Source organism: Brevundimonas sp. UBA6550 (assembly GCF_002434505.1).
Taxonomy (GTDB): Bacteria; Pseudomonadota; Alphaproteobacteria; order Caulobacterales; family Caulobacteraceae; genus Brevundimonas.
Genome location: NZ_DJKE01000012.1, coordinates 1 through 13,663 on the forward strand (window position 1 = coordinate 1; position 13,663 = coordinate 13,663).

A 13,663-nucleotide genomic window follows, 5' to 3' on the forward strand; every position below is an offset into this window, starting at 1 on the left:
TTCGAACTTTTCCTTGGCCATGGCCAAAACTCCTCGAGGCCCTGGTCCGTCAGCGGAGGGGCGCTGTGCTGAAAAAACCTGGAGCGGGTAGACGGGATCGAACCGACATCCTCAGCTTGGAAGGCTGCTGCACTACCATTGTGCTATACCCGCGCGGAGACTGCGGAAGTTCTTGGGGAACGCCGCAGCCGATCCTCTCCGGCGTCCTGATCCGTCGTGTTCGAAGGCGCGTGGTGGGGGAAGAAGGACTCGAACCTTCGAAGCTTACGCAGGGGATTTACAGTCCCCCCCCTTTGCCACTCGGGACATTCCCCCAGCGCGCCTTGTCGAACCGCCGGACCCCTCGTTCCGCCCATAAAGATGCGGGACGAAACAAAAGCCTTCGGCTTGTCGCCTCCTCTGCAGTAGAGGGGGCGCCCAGACCCGAAAGCCCTTGGGGCTCCAAATCGGAGGGCGTCTTATAGTGTCGTCGAAATCAGAACGCAACGACCGTAAAAGCGGTAAAAAACAGGTCTTCGGAAACCGGCCCGGAGGACCGCGCGACAAGGCGCAAAAGCCCGCCGCGCAAGGGTTTGCCGCGCGCGAAGATACGCCTCGGCAGCCCCGATCCGCCGACCGGGGCAAGTCGGACGCCGATAATTATCTGTGGGGCCGCCACCCGGTTCTGGCCGCCCTGGCGAATCCCTCGCGTCGGGGAACGGGTCGTCTGATCGTCACCGCCGACCGCGCGCAGGAGATCGAGGACGGCCGGCTGAACCACGGCCACAAGATCGAGGTCATGGACAATCAGGCCCTGACCCGGATGCTGCCCGCAGGCGCGGTGCACCAGGGCATGGTGTTCAAGGTTCAGCCGCTGGAAGGCGTGACGCTGGACGAGTTGGCCGATCCGGCTGAGGGCGTGATCGTCATGCTGGACCAGCTGACCGACCCCCAGAATGTCGGCGCCATCTTCCGCTCGGCCCTGGCCTTCGGCGCGCGGGGTATCATCGTGCAGGATCGCCACGCCCCGGCCCTGGCCGGCGCCCTGGCCAAGGCGGCGGTCGGCGCGACCGAGCGTCTGCCCCATGCGCGGGTGACGAACCTGTCACGCGCGCTGGAGCGTCTGGCCGATCTGGGCTGGAGGGCCGTGGGCCTGGACGGGTCGGGCGAACAGACGCTGGAAGAGGCGCTTGATTCGCAGCCGACCGTCCTGGTCATGGGGTCGGAGGGCGACGGCATCCGCCGGCTGGTGGCCGAACACTGCGACGTCCTGGCCAAAATCCCCATGCCCGGCGGTTTCGAGAGCCTGAACGTGTCGAACGCCGCCGCCGTGGCGCTTTATGAGGCGGCGCGCGCGCAACGCGGCTGACAGAAGGTCGCACCGGCGTTAGAGAGCGGACATGGAATTCCTCTCGTCTCCCGAACTCGCCAGCCAGGCCGCGGCCCTGGGCCAGGTCCTGCTGATGGATCTGGTCCTGGCCGGCGACAACGCCGTCGCCGTGGGCCTGGCCGCCGCCGCCCTGCCCCAGGACCAGCGCAAGAAGGCCATTCTGATCGGTCTGGCCGCCGCCGTCGTCATGCGCATCGGCTTTGCGCTGATCACCGTCCAGCTTCTGGCCCTGGTGGGGCTGCTGCTGGCGGGCGGCCTTCTGCTGCTGTGGGTCTGCTGGAAGATGTGGCGCGAACTGCGCGAGCAGGCGACCCACGACCAGGCCGAGGCGGAGGCCGAGCTTCAGCTGGCCATGAGCATCGAGCATGGCACGGGCCCCTCGCCCGAGGAGCTGGGCGTCAAGCGCAAGAGCTTCGGCGCCGCCCTGATCCAGATCATGGTCGCCGACATCACCATGTCGCTGGACAATGTGCTGGCCGTCGCCGGCGCGGCGCACGAACATCCGTGGATCATGGTCTTCGGCCTGATCCTGTCGATCGCCCTGATGGGGGTGGCCGCCACCTATATCGCCAAGCTGCTGCATCGCTTCAGCTGGATCGGCTACATCGGCCTGGTCGTGGTGCTGTATGTCGCCCTGCACATGATCTGGGACGGCGCGCGCCAGGTCGTGGTCCGCACCGGCAATATAGACGAGTTCAACGCCTCGGCCCCCGCCTTCCTTGAGATCGGGCCGGAAGAAGCCGCCAAACACCTGGGCCAGAAGCGCAGCGCGGACAGCCCCGTCCATGCGCCGGCCCAGCCCGGGACGCCCGCGCGATGACGGTCGCCACGGTGACGGTGGAAGAGGCCGCCGCCTGGCTGCAGGCGGGCGAGGCCGTGCTGATCGACGTGCGCGAGGCGGACGAGTTCGCCGCCGCCCGCATCGACGGCGCCATCCTGGCCCCGCTCAGCCAGATGCCCGCCGCCTGGGAGGCGCTGGACCTGCCCGCCGACAAGAAGATCATCGTCCAGTGCCTGAAGGGCGGACGCAGCCATCAGGTCTGCGCCTTCGTCGGCCCTGCCGGACCGGACGGCCAGCCCCTGTTCAACCTGACCGGCGGCATCCAGGCCTGGCACGCCGCGGGCCTTCCGGTGGTGTTCGCCGAACCGGCCTGATCAGCGGCCGCGCAGCCAGCCGGTGACCGAAAGCCTGTCCGCCCCCGCCGACAGCGCCACCTGCGTCACCGAATGCGGCGACGGCACCTTCAGCAGGTTCAGCGTATTGAAGCGCGGGGTGAAGGCCTCGGCCACATTGCCGTCCGCCCCGTGGAAGGCCAGCAGCCCGCCCCATTCGATCCGCCACGCCGGCGTCAGGTTCAGCACATAGGCGAAGAAGCGGTTCTTGCCCTCGGCGTGATCGTCATGCTCGGTCAGGAAATGGCCGGCCCGAAACCGCGTCAGCTGGGCGTCGGCCATCGCGATGCGCGGTTCGCCCGTCACATCACGCATCAGTTCGAGAAACGCCTCGCCATTCAAAAAGGTCAGCAGATCGGTCCAGATCGGCGCCGCTTGCCCCGCCTGAACCAGGTCATAGATCGGTGGTTGTCGTAAAGATACTGGAAGTCGTCGCGGGCCGAGGTCTGAACCGCATGTCCCAGCGCCGTCTTCTGATCCGGGCTCAACGACGCCAGCCAGGCCGCCGGCAGATCGACATGACCCGACCCGCGCCGCGTGACGATATTGTATTCGGCGCCCGCCGCCGCCTGGTTCAGGGCCAGGGCGTCGCGGTGGGCCAGCACGCCGTCGACCTGGGCGCGCCCAGTCCGGTGCAGGCGTTCGCGGATCGCCGCGCGTTGCGTCTCGTTCAGCGGCGCCAGCTTCAGTGTCATGCGCCGTCCCCTGCCCGCGCGATCAGGCGTCCGCCCCGCCGAACCGTTCGGACCATTCCGCCACCTGGGCGTCCTCGATCTTGGCGAACAGCACGCCCTGGGCCTCGACCTTGCCGCCGACCGGCAGGACGTTCAGCAGATCCTCGTCCGAGCCCGGCCAGCTCAGATCGTCCACGCCCACGGAGGCCGCGATCTTGGGCGCCGTGAAGGGCAGGATCGGCGCGGCCAGACGCGCGAACAGGGCGACCAGGTTCAGCCCCGTCCGCACCCCCACCGCCGCCTGGTCGCGGTCGGTCTTCAACGCCGTCCAGGGCGCCGCGACCTGCAGATATTCGTTGCCCAGCACCCAGGCGGCGCGGATGGCGACGGCGGCCTTCCTGAATTCCATCGCCTCGAACTGTTCGGTCGCCTCGGCCACGGCCGCCCTGATGTCGGCCTCCAGCCTGGCCTCGACCGGACCGGCCTCGCCGCCCTCGGGCACCACGCCGTCGAACTTCGACTCGGCGAACTTGACGATCCGGTTGACGAAATTGCCCAGCACATCGGCCAGGTCCTTGTTGGTCGAGGCCTGGAAATCCTCCCAGGTAAAGGCCGAATCCGCGTGTTCGGGCCCATAGGCCGTCAGACGCCAGCGCCAATAGTCGGCCGGCAGCAACTCCAGCGCCTGGTCCATGAAGACGCCGCGCTTCTGGCTGGTCGAGAATTTCCCGCCGTACCAGTTCAGCCAGTTGAAGGCCTTCAGCTGGTCCACCGTCTTCCACGGCTCGCCCGAGCCGATGATGGTCGCCGGGAACGACACGGTGTGGAAGGCGACGTTGTCCTTGCCCATGAACTGGACATAGCGGACATCCTCCGCCCCCTCGTCCAGACGCCACCAGTCGCGCCAGCTGTTTCCGGTCGCCTCGGCCCACTCCTCGGTCGCGCCGATATATTCGATGGGGGCGTCGAACCAGACGTAGAAGACCTTGTCCTCCATGCCGGGACGCGGGAAGCCGTCCTTGGTCACCGGCACGCCCCAGGCCAGGTCGCGCGTGATGCCCCGGTCGATCAGTCCCTCGTCCAGATGCTTGTAGGCGATGGACTTGGCCAGGGTCTGCCAGCCGCTCTTGCCGTCGACCCAGGCGCGGATTTCCGGCTCGATCTTCGTCTGCAGCAGATAGAGATGGCGCGTGTCGCGCACCTCCAGGTTCCGCGACCCCGACACCGACGAATAGGGATCGATCAGGTCGGTCGGGTCCAGCAACCGCCCGCAGTTGTCGCACTGATCCCCGCGCGCGCCGACATGGCCGCAATGGGGGCACGTCCCCTCGACATAGCGGTCGGGCAGGAAGCGGGCGTCGTCGATGGAGTAGATCATCCGATCCACCCGCTCCTCGATCAGGCCGTTCTTCTCCAGCGCCTCGGCGAAATGCTGGGTCAGGCGATGGTTCTGCGGGTTCGACGACCGGCCGAACCAGTCGTAGCTGAGGCCGAACGCCTGGCCCGCCGCCTTCTGAATCTCGTGCTGCTCGTCGCAATAGGTCCGCACGTCCTGACCGGCGGCGGCGGCGGCCAGCTCGGCCGGCGTGCCGTGCTCGTCGGTGGCGCAGATGTAGAGCACCTCATCCCCTTGCGCCCGCTTGAACCGCGCCCAGACGTCGGCCGGCAGCATCGACCCCGCCAGATTCCCCAGGTGCTTGATGCCGTTGATGTAGGGCAGCGCCGAGGTGATGAGGATGCGGGCCATGATCGTCCAGGAGTTCGGGGGGAGCGCACGGATATAGAGGGACGAAACCGAAACGTCACCTTTGACGTGGCGCGCTCAGAAACCCGCCGCCTTCACTACCGGCGCCCGCCGCGCCACGCGCAGGAACCGCCCGGTCAGCAGCACGCCGGAAATCAGGCTGGCGACGATCACGGACCAGACCAGGCCGTCGACGCCCGTCCGGTGCGCCAGCCACCAGCCCAGCGGGATCATGATGATGCCATAGGACAGCAGGTGCATCAGCGTGGGCCAGACGACGTCGCCCGCCGCGCGGTTGGCCTGGGCGGCGACCACCTGCTGGGCGTCGGCGACGAAGAACAGGGTCGCCAGAACCAGGGCGGGCGCGGCGATGGCCAGGATGGCGGGGTCGGTCGTATAGGCGCTGACCACCGGCCGCGCGGCCAGCCACAGGCCGACGGCGATGATGAAGGCCAGAACCGTCACCACGGCGATGCCCAACAGGCCGCTGCGCATCACGCCCGGCCGGTCGCCCGCGCCATAGGCCCGGCCCACCAGCACCGCCGTGGCCGACGACAGGCCCATCGGCACCATGAAGACGATGGCGGACACATTGATGACCACGGCCCAGCTGGCCGTCTCGGCCGCGCCCAGCTGACCGGCGAACAGGGTCATGGCGGCGAAGGCCCCGACCTCGATGAAGTTGGACGATCCCGCGCCTATGCCCACCCGGATCTGCTCCACCTCGACCGAACGGTCACGCTTCGGCTTGGCGAACAGGCCCCAGGCCCGCGCTTCCGGCAGACGCAGGATGAAGACGACCAGAAACACCGCCAGCGCCGTCCGCGCGCCGAACGTCGCCCAGGCCGAGGCGATCGCCCCGTCCACGCCCAGCCCCAGCATGTCCGGCACCAAGACGATGTTCAGCGCCAGATTGACCGCATTGGCCACCCACATGGCGACCATGCCCGCCTTGGGCCTATGCAGCCCCTCGAGGAAGAACTGGGCCGCCACCGAAATCAGATAGGCCGGCATCGACAGGGCGAAGACCATCAGCACGGGCGATGCGCCCTCGCCCAGCCCGTCCTCCAGACCCATGTGCATCAGACCGAACGGCCCCAGCAGCATCAGGCCGATCATGGAGACAATCCCGATCTGAAGCGCATAGACCATGCCCCGGCGCAGGACGGCGCCGACCTCGTCGCCGCGCCCCTCGCCCCGCAGGCGGGCGGTCATGACCTGAACCCCCATCATCAGCCCGACCGCCGTGGTCAGCACCACCGACGACGGCGCCCAGGCCAGGGAGTGGAACGCCAGTTCGCGGCTGGCGTAGTGGCCGACCACGATGGCGTCGGTCAGGCCCATGGTCATGATGCCCAGACGCGCCAGCACCACCGGCCACGCCAGGGTGGTCAGTTCTTTGAGCGTGGAACGGGTGGCGGCGCTGATATTGATCATGGGAACCGGCACAGGCCATGCGCGCCCGCCGGGGTCAACACCCAATCGGATTGGGGTGTCTGGTTACCAGGCGCCCAGTTCGCGCAGTTGCCGCACCAGCTCTTCCGGCGCCTCGCCCGCGTCCAGTTCGGTCATGTCCGGCGGCGCGTCCTTGGCGTCGAAATAGCGCCAGCCCTGGAAGGGTCGCCGCGCCATCGGCGCCGTGCGGAACACCTTGGGCGCCAGCGTGATCTCGCAGCGGCTTTCCTTGCCCTCGCCCAGGGTGGCGATGTCCAGCACGGGCTGGCGACAGACGATGACGCCCTTGACCACCCAGTACAACGACCCGCCGTCCTCGACCTCGGCCGCCCGTTTCGGCGTCATGCGCGTATGGACCACCAGCGGCCCGCCCTTGGCGGCGCGGGTCTCCAGCCATTCGACGTCCGGCACGCCCACGCCCAGCTTGATGATGTTCAGCGACATGGCGCCCACCTAATGGCCCTTGGGCGCATTGGCCAGATTCTTAATCTACCGGCCGCTAGGCTTGGTGGCGCGCTCTTTCTCCTCCGCGCGTCACGGGACCAGCATGTACGGATTGATCACCCGCCTGACGGCCCATCCCGGTCGCCGCGACGAACTGAGCCTGTGCCTGCTCGACCCCGCCGTCAGGCGACCGGGCTGCCACAGCTATGTGCTGGCCCACGATCTGAACGACGCCGACGCCCTTTGGGTCACCGAGGTCTGGATGGATCAGGCCACGCACGACGCCTGGTCGGCCGATATCCGCCAAAGCGGTGCCCTGCGTCCGGCTCTGGCCCTGATCGCCACCTTCGGCGACACCATCTTCACCCGGCCGCTGGGCGGCGTGGGGCTTTAGTCCGGCGAGGCGGCGATGGCCGCCGCGAGGTCGGTCATGACAATCTGAGTAAAGGCTGCGGTCGGAGCCAGCCCTTCCATCAGACAACGCGCGTCATGGTCCGCGACCACCTTGTCGCGACCTGTCTGGTCCAGACCCGCGCGATAGGCGACCACAACCTTGTCCCACCGTTCGAACCGTCCGCGACCGGCGATCTTGCCCATGAAATAGTTCAGGGCGGGCATGAGCGACGGGTTCTGCGCCTCGTCTTCACCGATCCCTTCCATCAGCGTCACGATGCATTGCAGGTCCGCCAGGTCGTCCGGCTCGACGCGGACGGTCTGCATTCCCGGCTCACCCATCAGGCTGGCCGTCATGGCCATCGCGGCCAGAGCTCCCGAAACCACGATCACGCCTCGCTCTTGATACGCGCCAGTTCGAAGCCGTCCACGACCTGATCCCCGACCGAGGCGGACACGCTTTCCACCACCCCGTCGAACGGAGCGGTCAGGGCGTGTTCCATCTTCATGGCTTCCAGCACGACGACAGGCTGTCCCTTAGCGACGGCGTCGCCCGCCTTGACCGGCGTCGCGACGATCTTGCCCGGCATGGGCGCGCGCAACGAGCCATCCGACGCCGCCCCTGCCCCTGCGCCCACCACGGCCCGATGTCGCGTGACCCGACGCGCCTCCCCATCGACGAACAGCACGAAACCGTCGTCCAGGGTTTGATAACCGAACAGCCGATCACCCGCCTGGACCTGATCGAATCCGACCTGAGCCATCGCGCCTTCTGAACCGCGCCATCCGGTTTCGACGGGCGCCACGGAAGCCGACACCGCAACGCCGTCGATCTGAGCATAAGCGGTCGTCTGCGGCGCCGCATTCAGCCGGACGCCGTACGACAGCCCCGGATGACCGCCCCAGGGACTGAATCGGTCCGCCTGTGTATCGACCTGCTCGGCCGCCGCCTCCGCGATCAGCGTCAGGGCCGCCAGCGTCGCTTCATTCGACGGCTGCGGCCGGAGGTCCGCCTCCTCCGCCGCGATGAAGCCGGTATCCACATCGCCCGCGACGAAGCGCGGATGCTCCAGGCAGCGCTTCAGGAAGCCGGCGTTGGCCTTGACCGGCCAGACCTCGACCTCGCCGGCCGCCTCGGCCAGACGCGCCGCCGCCGCCTCGCGCGTGTCCTCGTGCACGATCAGCTTGGCGATCATCGGGTCGTAGAACTGGCTGACCTCGCCGCCCTGCTCCACGCCGGTATCGACGCGGATGCCCTCCGGCATGACGAAATGGTCCAGCCTGCCGATGGAGGGCAAAAAGCCGTTCGCGGGGTCCTCGGCATACAGCCGCGCCTCCATGGCCCAGCCGTTCAGCTTGATCTGATCCTGTTTCAGCGGGATCGGCTCGCCCGCCGCGACGCGGAATTGCCATTCGACCAGATCGACGCCGGTCACGCTCTCGGTCACAGGGTGTTCGACCTGAAGCCGGGTGTTCATCTCCATGAACCAGACGCCGTCCGCCTTCAGCCCGTCGGAGGCGTCGGCGATGAATTCGATGGTTCCGGCCCCGACATAGTTCACGGCCTTGGCCGCCTTGATCGCCGCCCCGGTCACGGCGGCGCGCACGGCCTCGCTCATGCCCGGCGCGGGGGCTTCCTCGATCACCTTCTGGTGGCGGCGTTGCAGGGAACAGTCGCGCTCGTACAGGTGGACGACATTGCCGTGCTTGTCCCCGAACACCTGCACCTCGATGTGGCGCGGGCGGGTGATGTAGCGTTCGATCAGAACCCGGTCGTCGCCGAAAGCCGCCGCTCCCTCACGCTTGGCGCTGGCCAGACCGGCGGCGAAGTCGGCGGGGTCGTCGACCCGCTTCATCCCCTTGCCGCCGCCGCCGGCGACCGCCTTGATCAGCACCGGATAGCCGATCCGCGCCGCCTCGGCCGTCAGCGTGTCCTCCGACTGGTCCGCCCCCTGATAGCCGGGCGTCACCGGCACATCGGCCTGGATCATCAAATCCTTGGCCGCGTCCTTCAGACCCATGGCCCGGATCGAGGACGGGTCCGGCCCGATCCAGATCAGGCCAGCCGCCGTGACGGCCTCCGCGAACTCGGCGTTTTCCGAGAGGAAACCATAGCCGGGGTGGATCGCCTCCGCCCCCGTCGCCCTGGCCGCCGCCAGCACCTTGGCGCCGTCCAGATAGCTTTCGCGCGCCGCCGCCGGGCCGATCAGCACGGCCTCATCGGCCTCGCGCACATGCAGGGCATGGGCGTCGGCCTCGGAATAGACGGCGATGGTGCGAATCCCCATCCGCTTGGCGGTGCGGAAGACGCGGCAGGCGATTTCGCCGCGATTGGCGACAAGGACGGACTTGAACATGAAGCGGTCTTAGCCGGATCGTGCGCGTCAGGCGAGAGCTTCTCCCTCCCCGTTCGGGGAGGGTGGCCGAGCGGAGCGAGGTCGGGTGGGGGCGGCCAGGCGACGTCTCACCGATCTGTTCTGCATCAAGCCATTGCGTCGTTGAAGGGCCGCCCCCGCCCGGTCGCTTGCGCGACCACCCTCCCCATTTTGGGGAGGGAGAGTTCCCGTCTCGCTCCCGACCCGCTATCCCGCTCTCCATGTCCCTGCGCCCCCTCTTCGTCACCCAGGTCTATGAAGCCTCCCTCGCCGAGGGTCGGGGTTGGGCCGACTTCAACGAACAACTGATCGACGTCGTCCGCATGATGGCCGAGGAGGACGCGGCCGGTCGCCGCTGGTGTCGCGACAACGCCTATCGCGGCTACACCTCCTATGCTTCGCTCAACGACCTGCCCCAGCGTTTCCCCGAGTTCGCGGAACTGAAACGGCATCTGGACCGTCACGCCGTCGCCTACGCCAAGGCCCTGAACTTCGACCTGGCGCGCAAACCCCGCCTGGACAACCTATGGGTCAATATCCTTAAGCCCGGCGGCGGCCATACCGGACACATCCACCCCCACGCCTTCCTGTCGGGGACCGTCTATATCGACATCCCGGACGGCGCCTCGTCGCTGAAGATCGAAGACCCCCGACTGCCCTTCATGATGGCGCGCCCCAGCGTCACCGACGACGCGCCCGAGGCCGAGCGCCCGTTCGTCTATCTGCATCCGAAGGCGGGCACGGTCCTGATGTGGGAAAGCTGGCTGCGGCACGAGGTGCCGACCAACCAGGCCAAGGCCGACCGCATTTCGATCAGCTTCAACTACGCCTGAACGGAACGGCCGACCTCTTCATGCGCCCGAGAACGCCTCCTGGATTCCGGGCTCGTCCTTCGAACGCCCCGGAATGACGGCGGAAGAGGATCACACCGTCCAGCTGGCCTTGCGCTTTTCCAGGAAGGCCAGCACGCCCTCGCGGCCTTCGTCCGACACGCGGGCGCGGGCGATGCGTTTGGCGGTTTCGTCCAGCAGGCCCGAGTCGATCTTGTGGTGGGCGATGTCGTTGACCAGACGCTTGGCCTCGCCCATCGCGCCGGGCGCATTGTTGGTCAGGCTGTCGCTGAGCATGGCGATGAACTCGTCCACCGACCCCTCGGGCAGCACCAGATCGATCAGGCCGGCATGGGCGGCGTAGTCGGCGTCGAAGGCGTTGGCGGTCAGGAACAGCTGGCGGGCGCGGCGCGCGCCGACCGCCTCGATCACATAGGGGGCGATGGTCGCCGGAATCAGACCCAGCTTGACCTCGGAAAAGGCGAAGCGCGCGCCCTCTACCGCCACGGCCATGTCGCAGGCGGCGACGATGCCCGCGCCCCCGCCCATGGCGTTGCCCTCGACCACCGCCACCGTCAGGGCGGGGATGTCGTGCAGCGCCTTCAGCATCTTGGCCAGGCCCATGGCGTCGTCGCGGTTGTCGCTTTCTGACCATCCGGCGGCGTCGCGCATCCAGTTCAGATCGGCGCCGGCGCTGAAGGTGCCGCCCGCTCCGCGAATGAAGACGGCCCGCACCCGGTCCGCGCCGTGCAGCGTCTCGAACGCCTCGTGCAGGGCGGCGATGGTGGCGGCGTCGAAGGCGTTCTTCTTGGCCGGACGGTTGATGGTGACAAAGACCACGCCGTCGGTGGTCGAATCGATCTGCACCAGATCGTCGTCGGCGTCAGGCGCGGCGTCAGGCACCAGCGGCTGGGCGATGCTGTTGATCTCGGCCGCCTCGGCGTCGGTGACGTCCAGGGCGTTCAGGTCGGCTTCGGTGGGCGTTTCGGCCATGATCTATCCTTGCGGGCAGCGGATGACGACGTGGGGATCGTCGCCATAGTTGAAGCTGAGCGTCTGCCGGTCGTGCGACAGCGTCAGGGTGCGTTCAAGACGACGGACATCCCCGTCGTTGTCGTGATCGACCGTCAGCCTAACGCTCTCGGGCGTGATTTCGTTGACCGCGATCACAGCGTCAGAGGTTTCCGAGTAGGTGATGCTCTCGGCGCCGATGGTCAGGCTCATCTTGCCCGTGCTGTCCTCGGCCGCGCATTCATCGAGATCGGACGCCCAGACGCCGCGAAAGGCTTGCGGCACGGCGGTCGTGATGGCCTCGGAAACCGTTGGGGCGACGCTCGGCGACGGCGCCTGAGGGGCGCGTTGCGCCGCCGGCTTCTGATCGTCCCGATCACAAGATGCGAGGACCAGCATCGAGGCTGCAAGGGTTCCCGCCATGAACAGGATGGACGCACGTTTCATCGGAGATTTCTGCACCACGACGCTCGGCTCACATCCTGAACAGGCCGAACGTCGTCTCCGGGATCGGGGCGTTCAGGCTGGCGCTGATGGCCAGGCCCAGCACGTCGCGGGTCTGGGCCGGGTCGATGACGCCGTCGTCCCACAGGCGGGCGGTGGCGTAATAGGGATTGCCCTCGTCCTCGTACTTCTGACGGATGGGCGCCTTGAAGGCCTCGGCGTCCTCCGCGCTCCAGGTCTCGGCGTCGCGGTGGACGGTGGCCAGGACGCTGGCGGCCTGTTCCCCGCCCATGACCCCGATCCGGCTGTTGGGCCAGGTGAACAGGAAGCGCGGCGAATAGGCCCGGCCGCACATGCCATAGTTCCCCGCGCCGAAGCTGCCGCCGATCAGGACGGTGAACTTAGGAACTTCTGCGCTGGCGACGGCCGTCACCAGCTTGGCCCCGTCCTTGGCGATGCCGCCCGCCTCGTATTTGCCGCCGACCATGAAGCCCGAGATGTTCTGCAGGAACAGCAGCGGGATTTTGCGCTTGCAGGCCAGCTCGATGAAGTGCGCGCCCTTCTGCGCGCTCTCGGAAAAGATCACGCCGTTGTTGGCCAGTATGGCGACCGGATAGCCCCAGATGCGCGCGAAACCGCAGACCAGGGTCGAGCCGTAAAGCGTCTTGAACTCGTCGAACTCCGACCCGTCCACCAGCCGGGCGATGACCTCGCGCACATCATAGGGCGCCCGCACGTCGTCGGGGATCAGGCCGTACAGTTCGTCCGCGTCGAAGGCCGGCGCGTGCGGTTCGCGCACATCCATCTCGACCGCCTTGGTGGTGTTCAGATTGGCGACGATGGAGCGCACGATCTCCAGCGCGTGTTCGTCGTTTTCGGCCACATGATCGACCACGCCCGAGCGGCGGCCGTGGGTTTCGGCACCGCCCAGCTCCTCGGCCGAGATAACCTCGCCCGTGGCCGCCTTCACCAGCGGCGGACCGGCCAAGAAGATGGCGCCCTGGTTTCGAACGATGATCGTCTCGTCCGACATGGCGGGAACATAGGCCCCGCCGGCGGTCGACAGGCCCATGACGCAGGCGATCTGGGCGATGCCCTTGGCGCTCATCCGAGCCTGGTTGAAGAAGATGCGGCCGAAATGATCGCGGTCGGGAAACACCTCGGCCTGGTGCGGCAGATTGGCCCCGCCGGAATCCACCAGATAGACGCACGGCAGGCGGTTCTGCTCGGCGATTTCCTGGGCGCGCAGGTGCTTCTTCACCGTCATGGGGAAATAGGCGCCGCCCTTCACCGTCGGATCGTTGCAGACGATCATGACCTCTCGGCCCGAAACCCGGCCGATCCCGGCGATGACGCCCGCCGCCGGCGCCTCGCCGTCATACATGCCGTGGGCGGCCAGCTGCCCGATCTCCAGGAAGGGCGAGCCGGGGTCCAGCAGCCGCTCGACCCGGTCGCGCGGCAACAGCTTGCCCCGCGCCACATGGCGCTCGCGCGACTTGTCGGAACCGCCGCGCGCGGCCTTGGCCACATGGTCGCGCAGTTCGGCGACCAGGGCGCTGTTGTGGGCGTGCAGGGACTTGTACTTTTGGCTTTGCGGATCGACCGCTGACGTCAGCTTCGGCATGAGGCTGGTTTAGGCGGGCTGGGTGAAAAGTGCTAGTGAGCAAGGGGTGAGCGGCGAACTCGACTGGCTAACCTCTCGCTCACTAGCACTTTTCACCCGCACGTCCCGCCATCCTTGCCAGTGGCGG

The 13,663-nt window shown here is 67.5% G+C and carries 15 protein-coding genes and 2 tRNA genes; 5 read left to right on the forward strand and 12 right to left on the reverse strand.

Features of this window, described 5'->3' with window-relative positions:
* Positions 1-79 precede the first annotated feature (79 nt).
* Positions 80-153: transfer RNA gene (locus B3Z70_RS13290), tRNA-Gly, on the reverse strand.
* A gap of 78 nt (positions 154-231) precedes the next feature.
* Positions 232-315 (reverse strand) — tRNA-Tyr (locus tag B3Z70_RS13295).
* Positions 316-463: 148 nt separating this feature from the next.
* Here B3Z70_RS13295 and rlmB point away from each other — a divergent pair.
* From rlmB to B3Z70_RS13310, 3 genes are read left to right on the forward strand one after another with little or no spacing between them, the layout of a single operon-like run.
* Positions 464-1,348, forward strand: a complete 885-nt coding sequence (rlmB, locus tag B3Z70_RS13300; RefSeq protein WP_292020548.1) for a 23S rRNA (guanosine(2251)-2'-O)-methyltransferase RlmB — start codon at positions 464-466, stop codon at positions 1,346-1,348.
* A gap of 31 nt (positions 1,349-1,379) precedes the next feature.
* Positions 1,380-2,189, forward strand: coding sequence for a TerC family protein (locus B3Z70_RS13305; protein WP_292020551.1), 810 nt, complete (start codon positions 1,380-1,382; stop codon positions 2,187-2,189).
* Complete coding sequence (locus tag B3Z70_RS13310; protein ID WP_292020553.1) at positions 2,186-2,524, forward strand: rhodanese-like domain-containing protein; 339 nt, start codon at positions 2,186-2,188, stop codon at positions 2,522-2,524. Before B3Z70_RS13305 ends, B3Z70_RS13310 begins: the two co-directional genes overlap by 4 nt.
* On the opposite strand, the gene B3Z70_RS13315 is transcribed toward B3Z70_RS13310, so the two are convergent.
* The 5 genes from B3Z70_RS13315 to B3Z70_RS13335 all read right to left on the reverse strand — a co-directional run bounded on the left by B3Z70_RS13315 (position 2,525) and on the right by B3Z70_RS13335 (position 6,859).
* Entirely contained in the window at positions 2,525-2,857 is a 333-nt protein-coding gene (locus tag B3Z70_RS13315) for a 2OG-Fe(II) oxygenase (RefSeq protein WP_292020555.1), read from the reverse strand.
* Positions 2,858-2,889: 32 nt separating this feature from the next.
* Entirely contained in the window at positions 2,890-3,237 is a 348-nt protein-coding gene (locus B3Z70_RS13320) for a hypothetical protein (protein WP_292020557.1), read from the reverse strand.
* Positions 3,238-3,259: 22 nt separating this feature from the next.
* Positions 3,260-4,963: a methionine--tRNA ligase gene (metG, locus tag B3Z70_RS13325; protein WP_292020559.1), complete on the reverse strand. Its 1,704-nt coding sequence runs from the start codon at positions 4,961-4,963 to the stop codon at positions 3,260-3,262.
* Between the two features lie 75 nt (positions 4,964-5,038).
* On the reverse strand, positions 5,039-6,397 hold the full coding sequence (locus tag B3Z70_RS13330) for an MATE family efflux transporter (protein WP_292020561.1): 1,359 nt from the start codon (positions 6,395-6,397) through the stop codon (positions 5,039-5,041).
* 63 nt (positions 6,398-6,460) lie between these two features.
* Positions 6,461-6,859: a DUF1489 family protein gene (locus B3Z70_RS13335; protein ID WP_292045760.1), complete on the reverse strand. Its 399-nt coding sequence runs from the start codon at positions 6,857-6,859 to the stop codon at positions 6,461-6,463.
* A gap of 103 nt (positions 6,860-6,962) precedes the next feature.
* Here B3Z70_RS13335 and B3Z70_RS13340 point away from each other — a divergent pair, with 103 nt between their 5' ends.
* Positions 6,963-7,253 carry a putative quinol monooxygenase gene (locus tag B3Z70_RS13340; RefSeq protein WP_292020564.1) on the forward strand — a complete coding sequence of 97 codons (291 nt, stop codon included), beginning with the start codon at positions 6,963-6,965 and terminating at the stop codon, positions 7,251-7,253.
* Here B3Z70_RS13340 and B3Z70_RS13345 read toward each other — a convergent pair.
* Both B3Z70_RS13345 and B3Z70_RS13350 read right to left on the reverse strand, forming a co-directional pair.
* A complete protein-coding gene (locus tag B3Z70_RS13345) occupies positions 7,250-7,645 on the reverse strand; it encodes a hypothetical protein (protein ID WP_292020566.1) in 396 nt (131 codons plus the stop codon). The genes B3Z70_RS13340 and B3Z70_RS13345 overlap by 4 nt on opposite strands.
* Positions 7,642-9,609: an acetyl/propionyl/methylcrotonyl-CoA carboxylase subunit alpha gene (locus B3Z70_RS13350; RefSeq protein ID WP_292020568.1), complete on the reverse strand. Its 1,968-nt coding sequence runs from the start codon at positions 9,607-9,609 to the stop codon at positions 7,642-7,644. The genes B3Z70_RS13345 and B3Z70_RS13350 overlap by 4 nt, the downstream gene beginning before the upstream one ends.
* A 239-nt stretch (positions 9,610-9,848) precedes the next feature.
* Here B3Z70_RS13350 and B3Z70_RS13355 point away from each other — a divergent pair, with 239 nt between their 5' ends.
* On the forward strand, positions 9,849-10,460 hold the full coding sequence (locus B3Z70_RS13355; protein WP_292020570.1) for a TIGR02466 family protein: 612 nt from the start codon (positions 9,849-9,851) through the stop codon (positions 10,458-10,460).
* A 90-nt stretch (positions 10,461-10,550) separates the two neighbouring features.
* Here B3Z70_RS13355 and B3Z70_RS13360 read toward each other — a convergent pair whose 3' ends face one another.
* The 3 genes from B3Z70_RS13360 to B3Z70_RS13370 are packed head-to-tail and all read right to left on the reverse strand — an operon-like array spanning position 10,551 to position 13,536.
* Positions 10,551-11,450, reverse strand: coding sequence for an enoyl-CoA hydratase-related protein (locus B3Z70_RS13360; protein ID WP_292020572.1), 900 nt, complete (start codon positions 11,448-11,450; stop codon positions 10,551-10,553).
* A gap of 3 nt (positions 11,451-11,453) precedes the next feature.
* Positions 11,454-11,915: a hypothetical protein gene (locus B3Z70_RS13365; RefSeq protein ID WP_292020574.1), complete on the reverse strand. Its 462-nt coding sequence runs from the start codon at positions 11,913-11,915 to the stop codon at positions 11,454-11,456.
* Between the two features lie 28 nt (positions 11,916-11,943).
* Positions 11,944-13,536 (reverse strand): carboxyl transferase domain-containing protein, encoded by a 1,593-nt coding sequence (locus B3Z70_RS13370; protein ID WP_292020576.1) that lies wholly within the window; start codon positions 13,534-13,536, stop codon positions 11,944-11,946.
* Between the last annotated feature and the right edge of the window lie 127 nt (positions 13,537-13,663).

What these genes read in the sequence shown, in the direction of transcription:
- B3Z70_RS13310 (WP_292020553.1), top strand. Translation starts at nt 2,186, where the DNA reads ATGACGGTCGCCACGGTGACGGTGGAAGAGGCCGCCGCCTGGCTGCAG.
- metG (WP_292020559.1), bottom strand. Translation starts at nt 4,963, where the DNA reads ATGGCCCGCATCCTCATCACCTCGGCGCTGCCCTACATCAACGGCATC.
- B3Z70_RS13315 (WP_292020555.1), bottom strand. Translation starts at nt 2,857, where the DNA reads ATGCGTGATGTGACGGGCGAACCGCGCATCGCGATGGCCGACGCCCAG.
- B3Z70_RS13365 (WP_292020574.1), bottom strand. Translation starts at nt 11,915, where the DNA reads ATGAAACGTGCGTCCATCCTGTTCATGGCGGGAACCCTTGCAGCCTCG.
- B3Z70_RS13355 (WP_292020570.1), top strand. Translation starts at nt 9,849, where the DNA reads ATGTCCCTGCGCCCCCTCTTCGTCACCCAGGTCTATGAAGCCTCCCTC.
- B3Z70_RS13340 (WP_292020564.1), top strand. Translation starts at nt 6,963, where the DNA reads ATGTACGGATTGATCACCCGCCTGACGGCCCATCCCGGTCGCCGCGAC.
- B3Z70_RS13335 (WP_292045760.1), bottom strand. Translation starts at nt 6,859, where the DNA reads ATGTCGCTGAACATCATCAAGCTGGGCGTGGGCGTGCCGGACGTCGAA.
- B3Z70_RS13350 (WP_292020568.1), bottom strand. Translation starts at nt 9,609, where the DNA reads ATGTTCAAGTCCGTCCTTGTCGCCAATCGCGGCGAAATCGCCTGCCGC.
- B3Z70_RS13320 (WP_292020557.1), bottom strand. Translation starts at nt 3,237, where the DNA reads ATGACACTGAAGCTGGCGCCGCTGAACGAGACGCAACGCGCGGCGATC.
- B3Z70_RS13360 (WP_292020572.1), bottom strand. Translation starts at nt 11,450, where the DNA reads ATGGCCGAAACGCCCACCGAAGCCGACCTGAACGCCCTGGACGTCACC.
- B3Z70_RS13305 (WP_292020551.1), top strand. Translation starts at nt 1,380, where the DNA reads ATGGAATTCCTCTCGTCTCCCGAACTCGCCAGCCAGGCCGCGGCCCTG.
- B3Z70_RS13330 (WP_292020561.1), bottom strand. Translation starts at nt 6,397, where the DNA reads ATGATCAATATCAGCGCCGCCACCCGTTCCACGCTCAAAGAACTGACC.
- B3Z70_RS13370 (WP_292020576.1), bottom strand. Translation starts at nt 13,536, where the DNA reads ATGCCGAAGCTGACGTCAGCGGTCGATCCGCAAAGCCAAAAGTACAAG.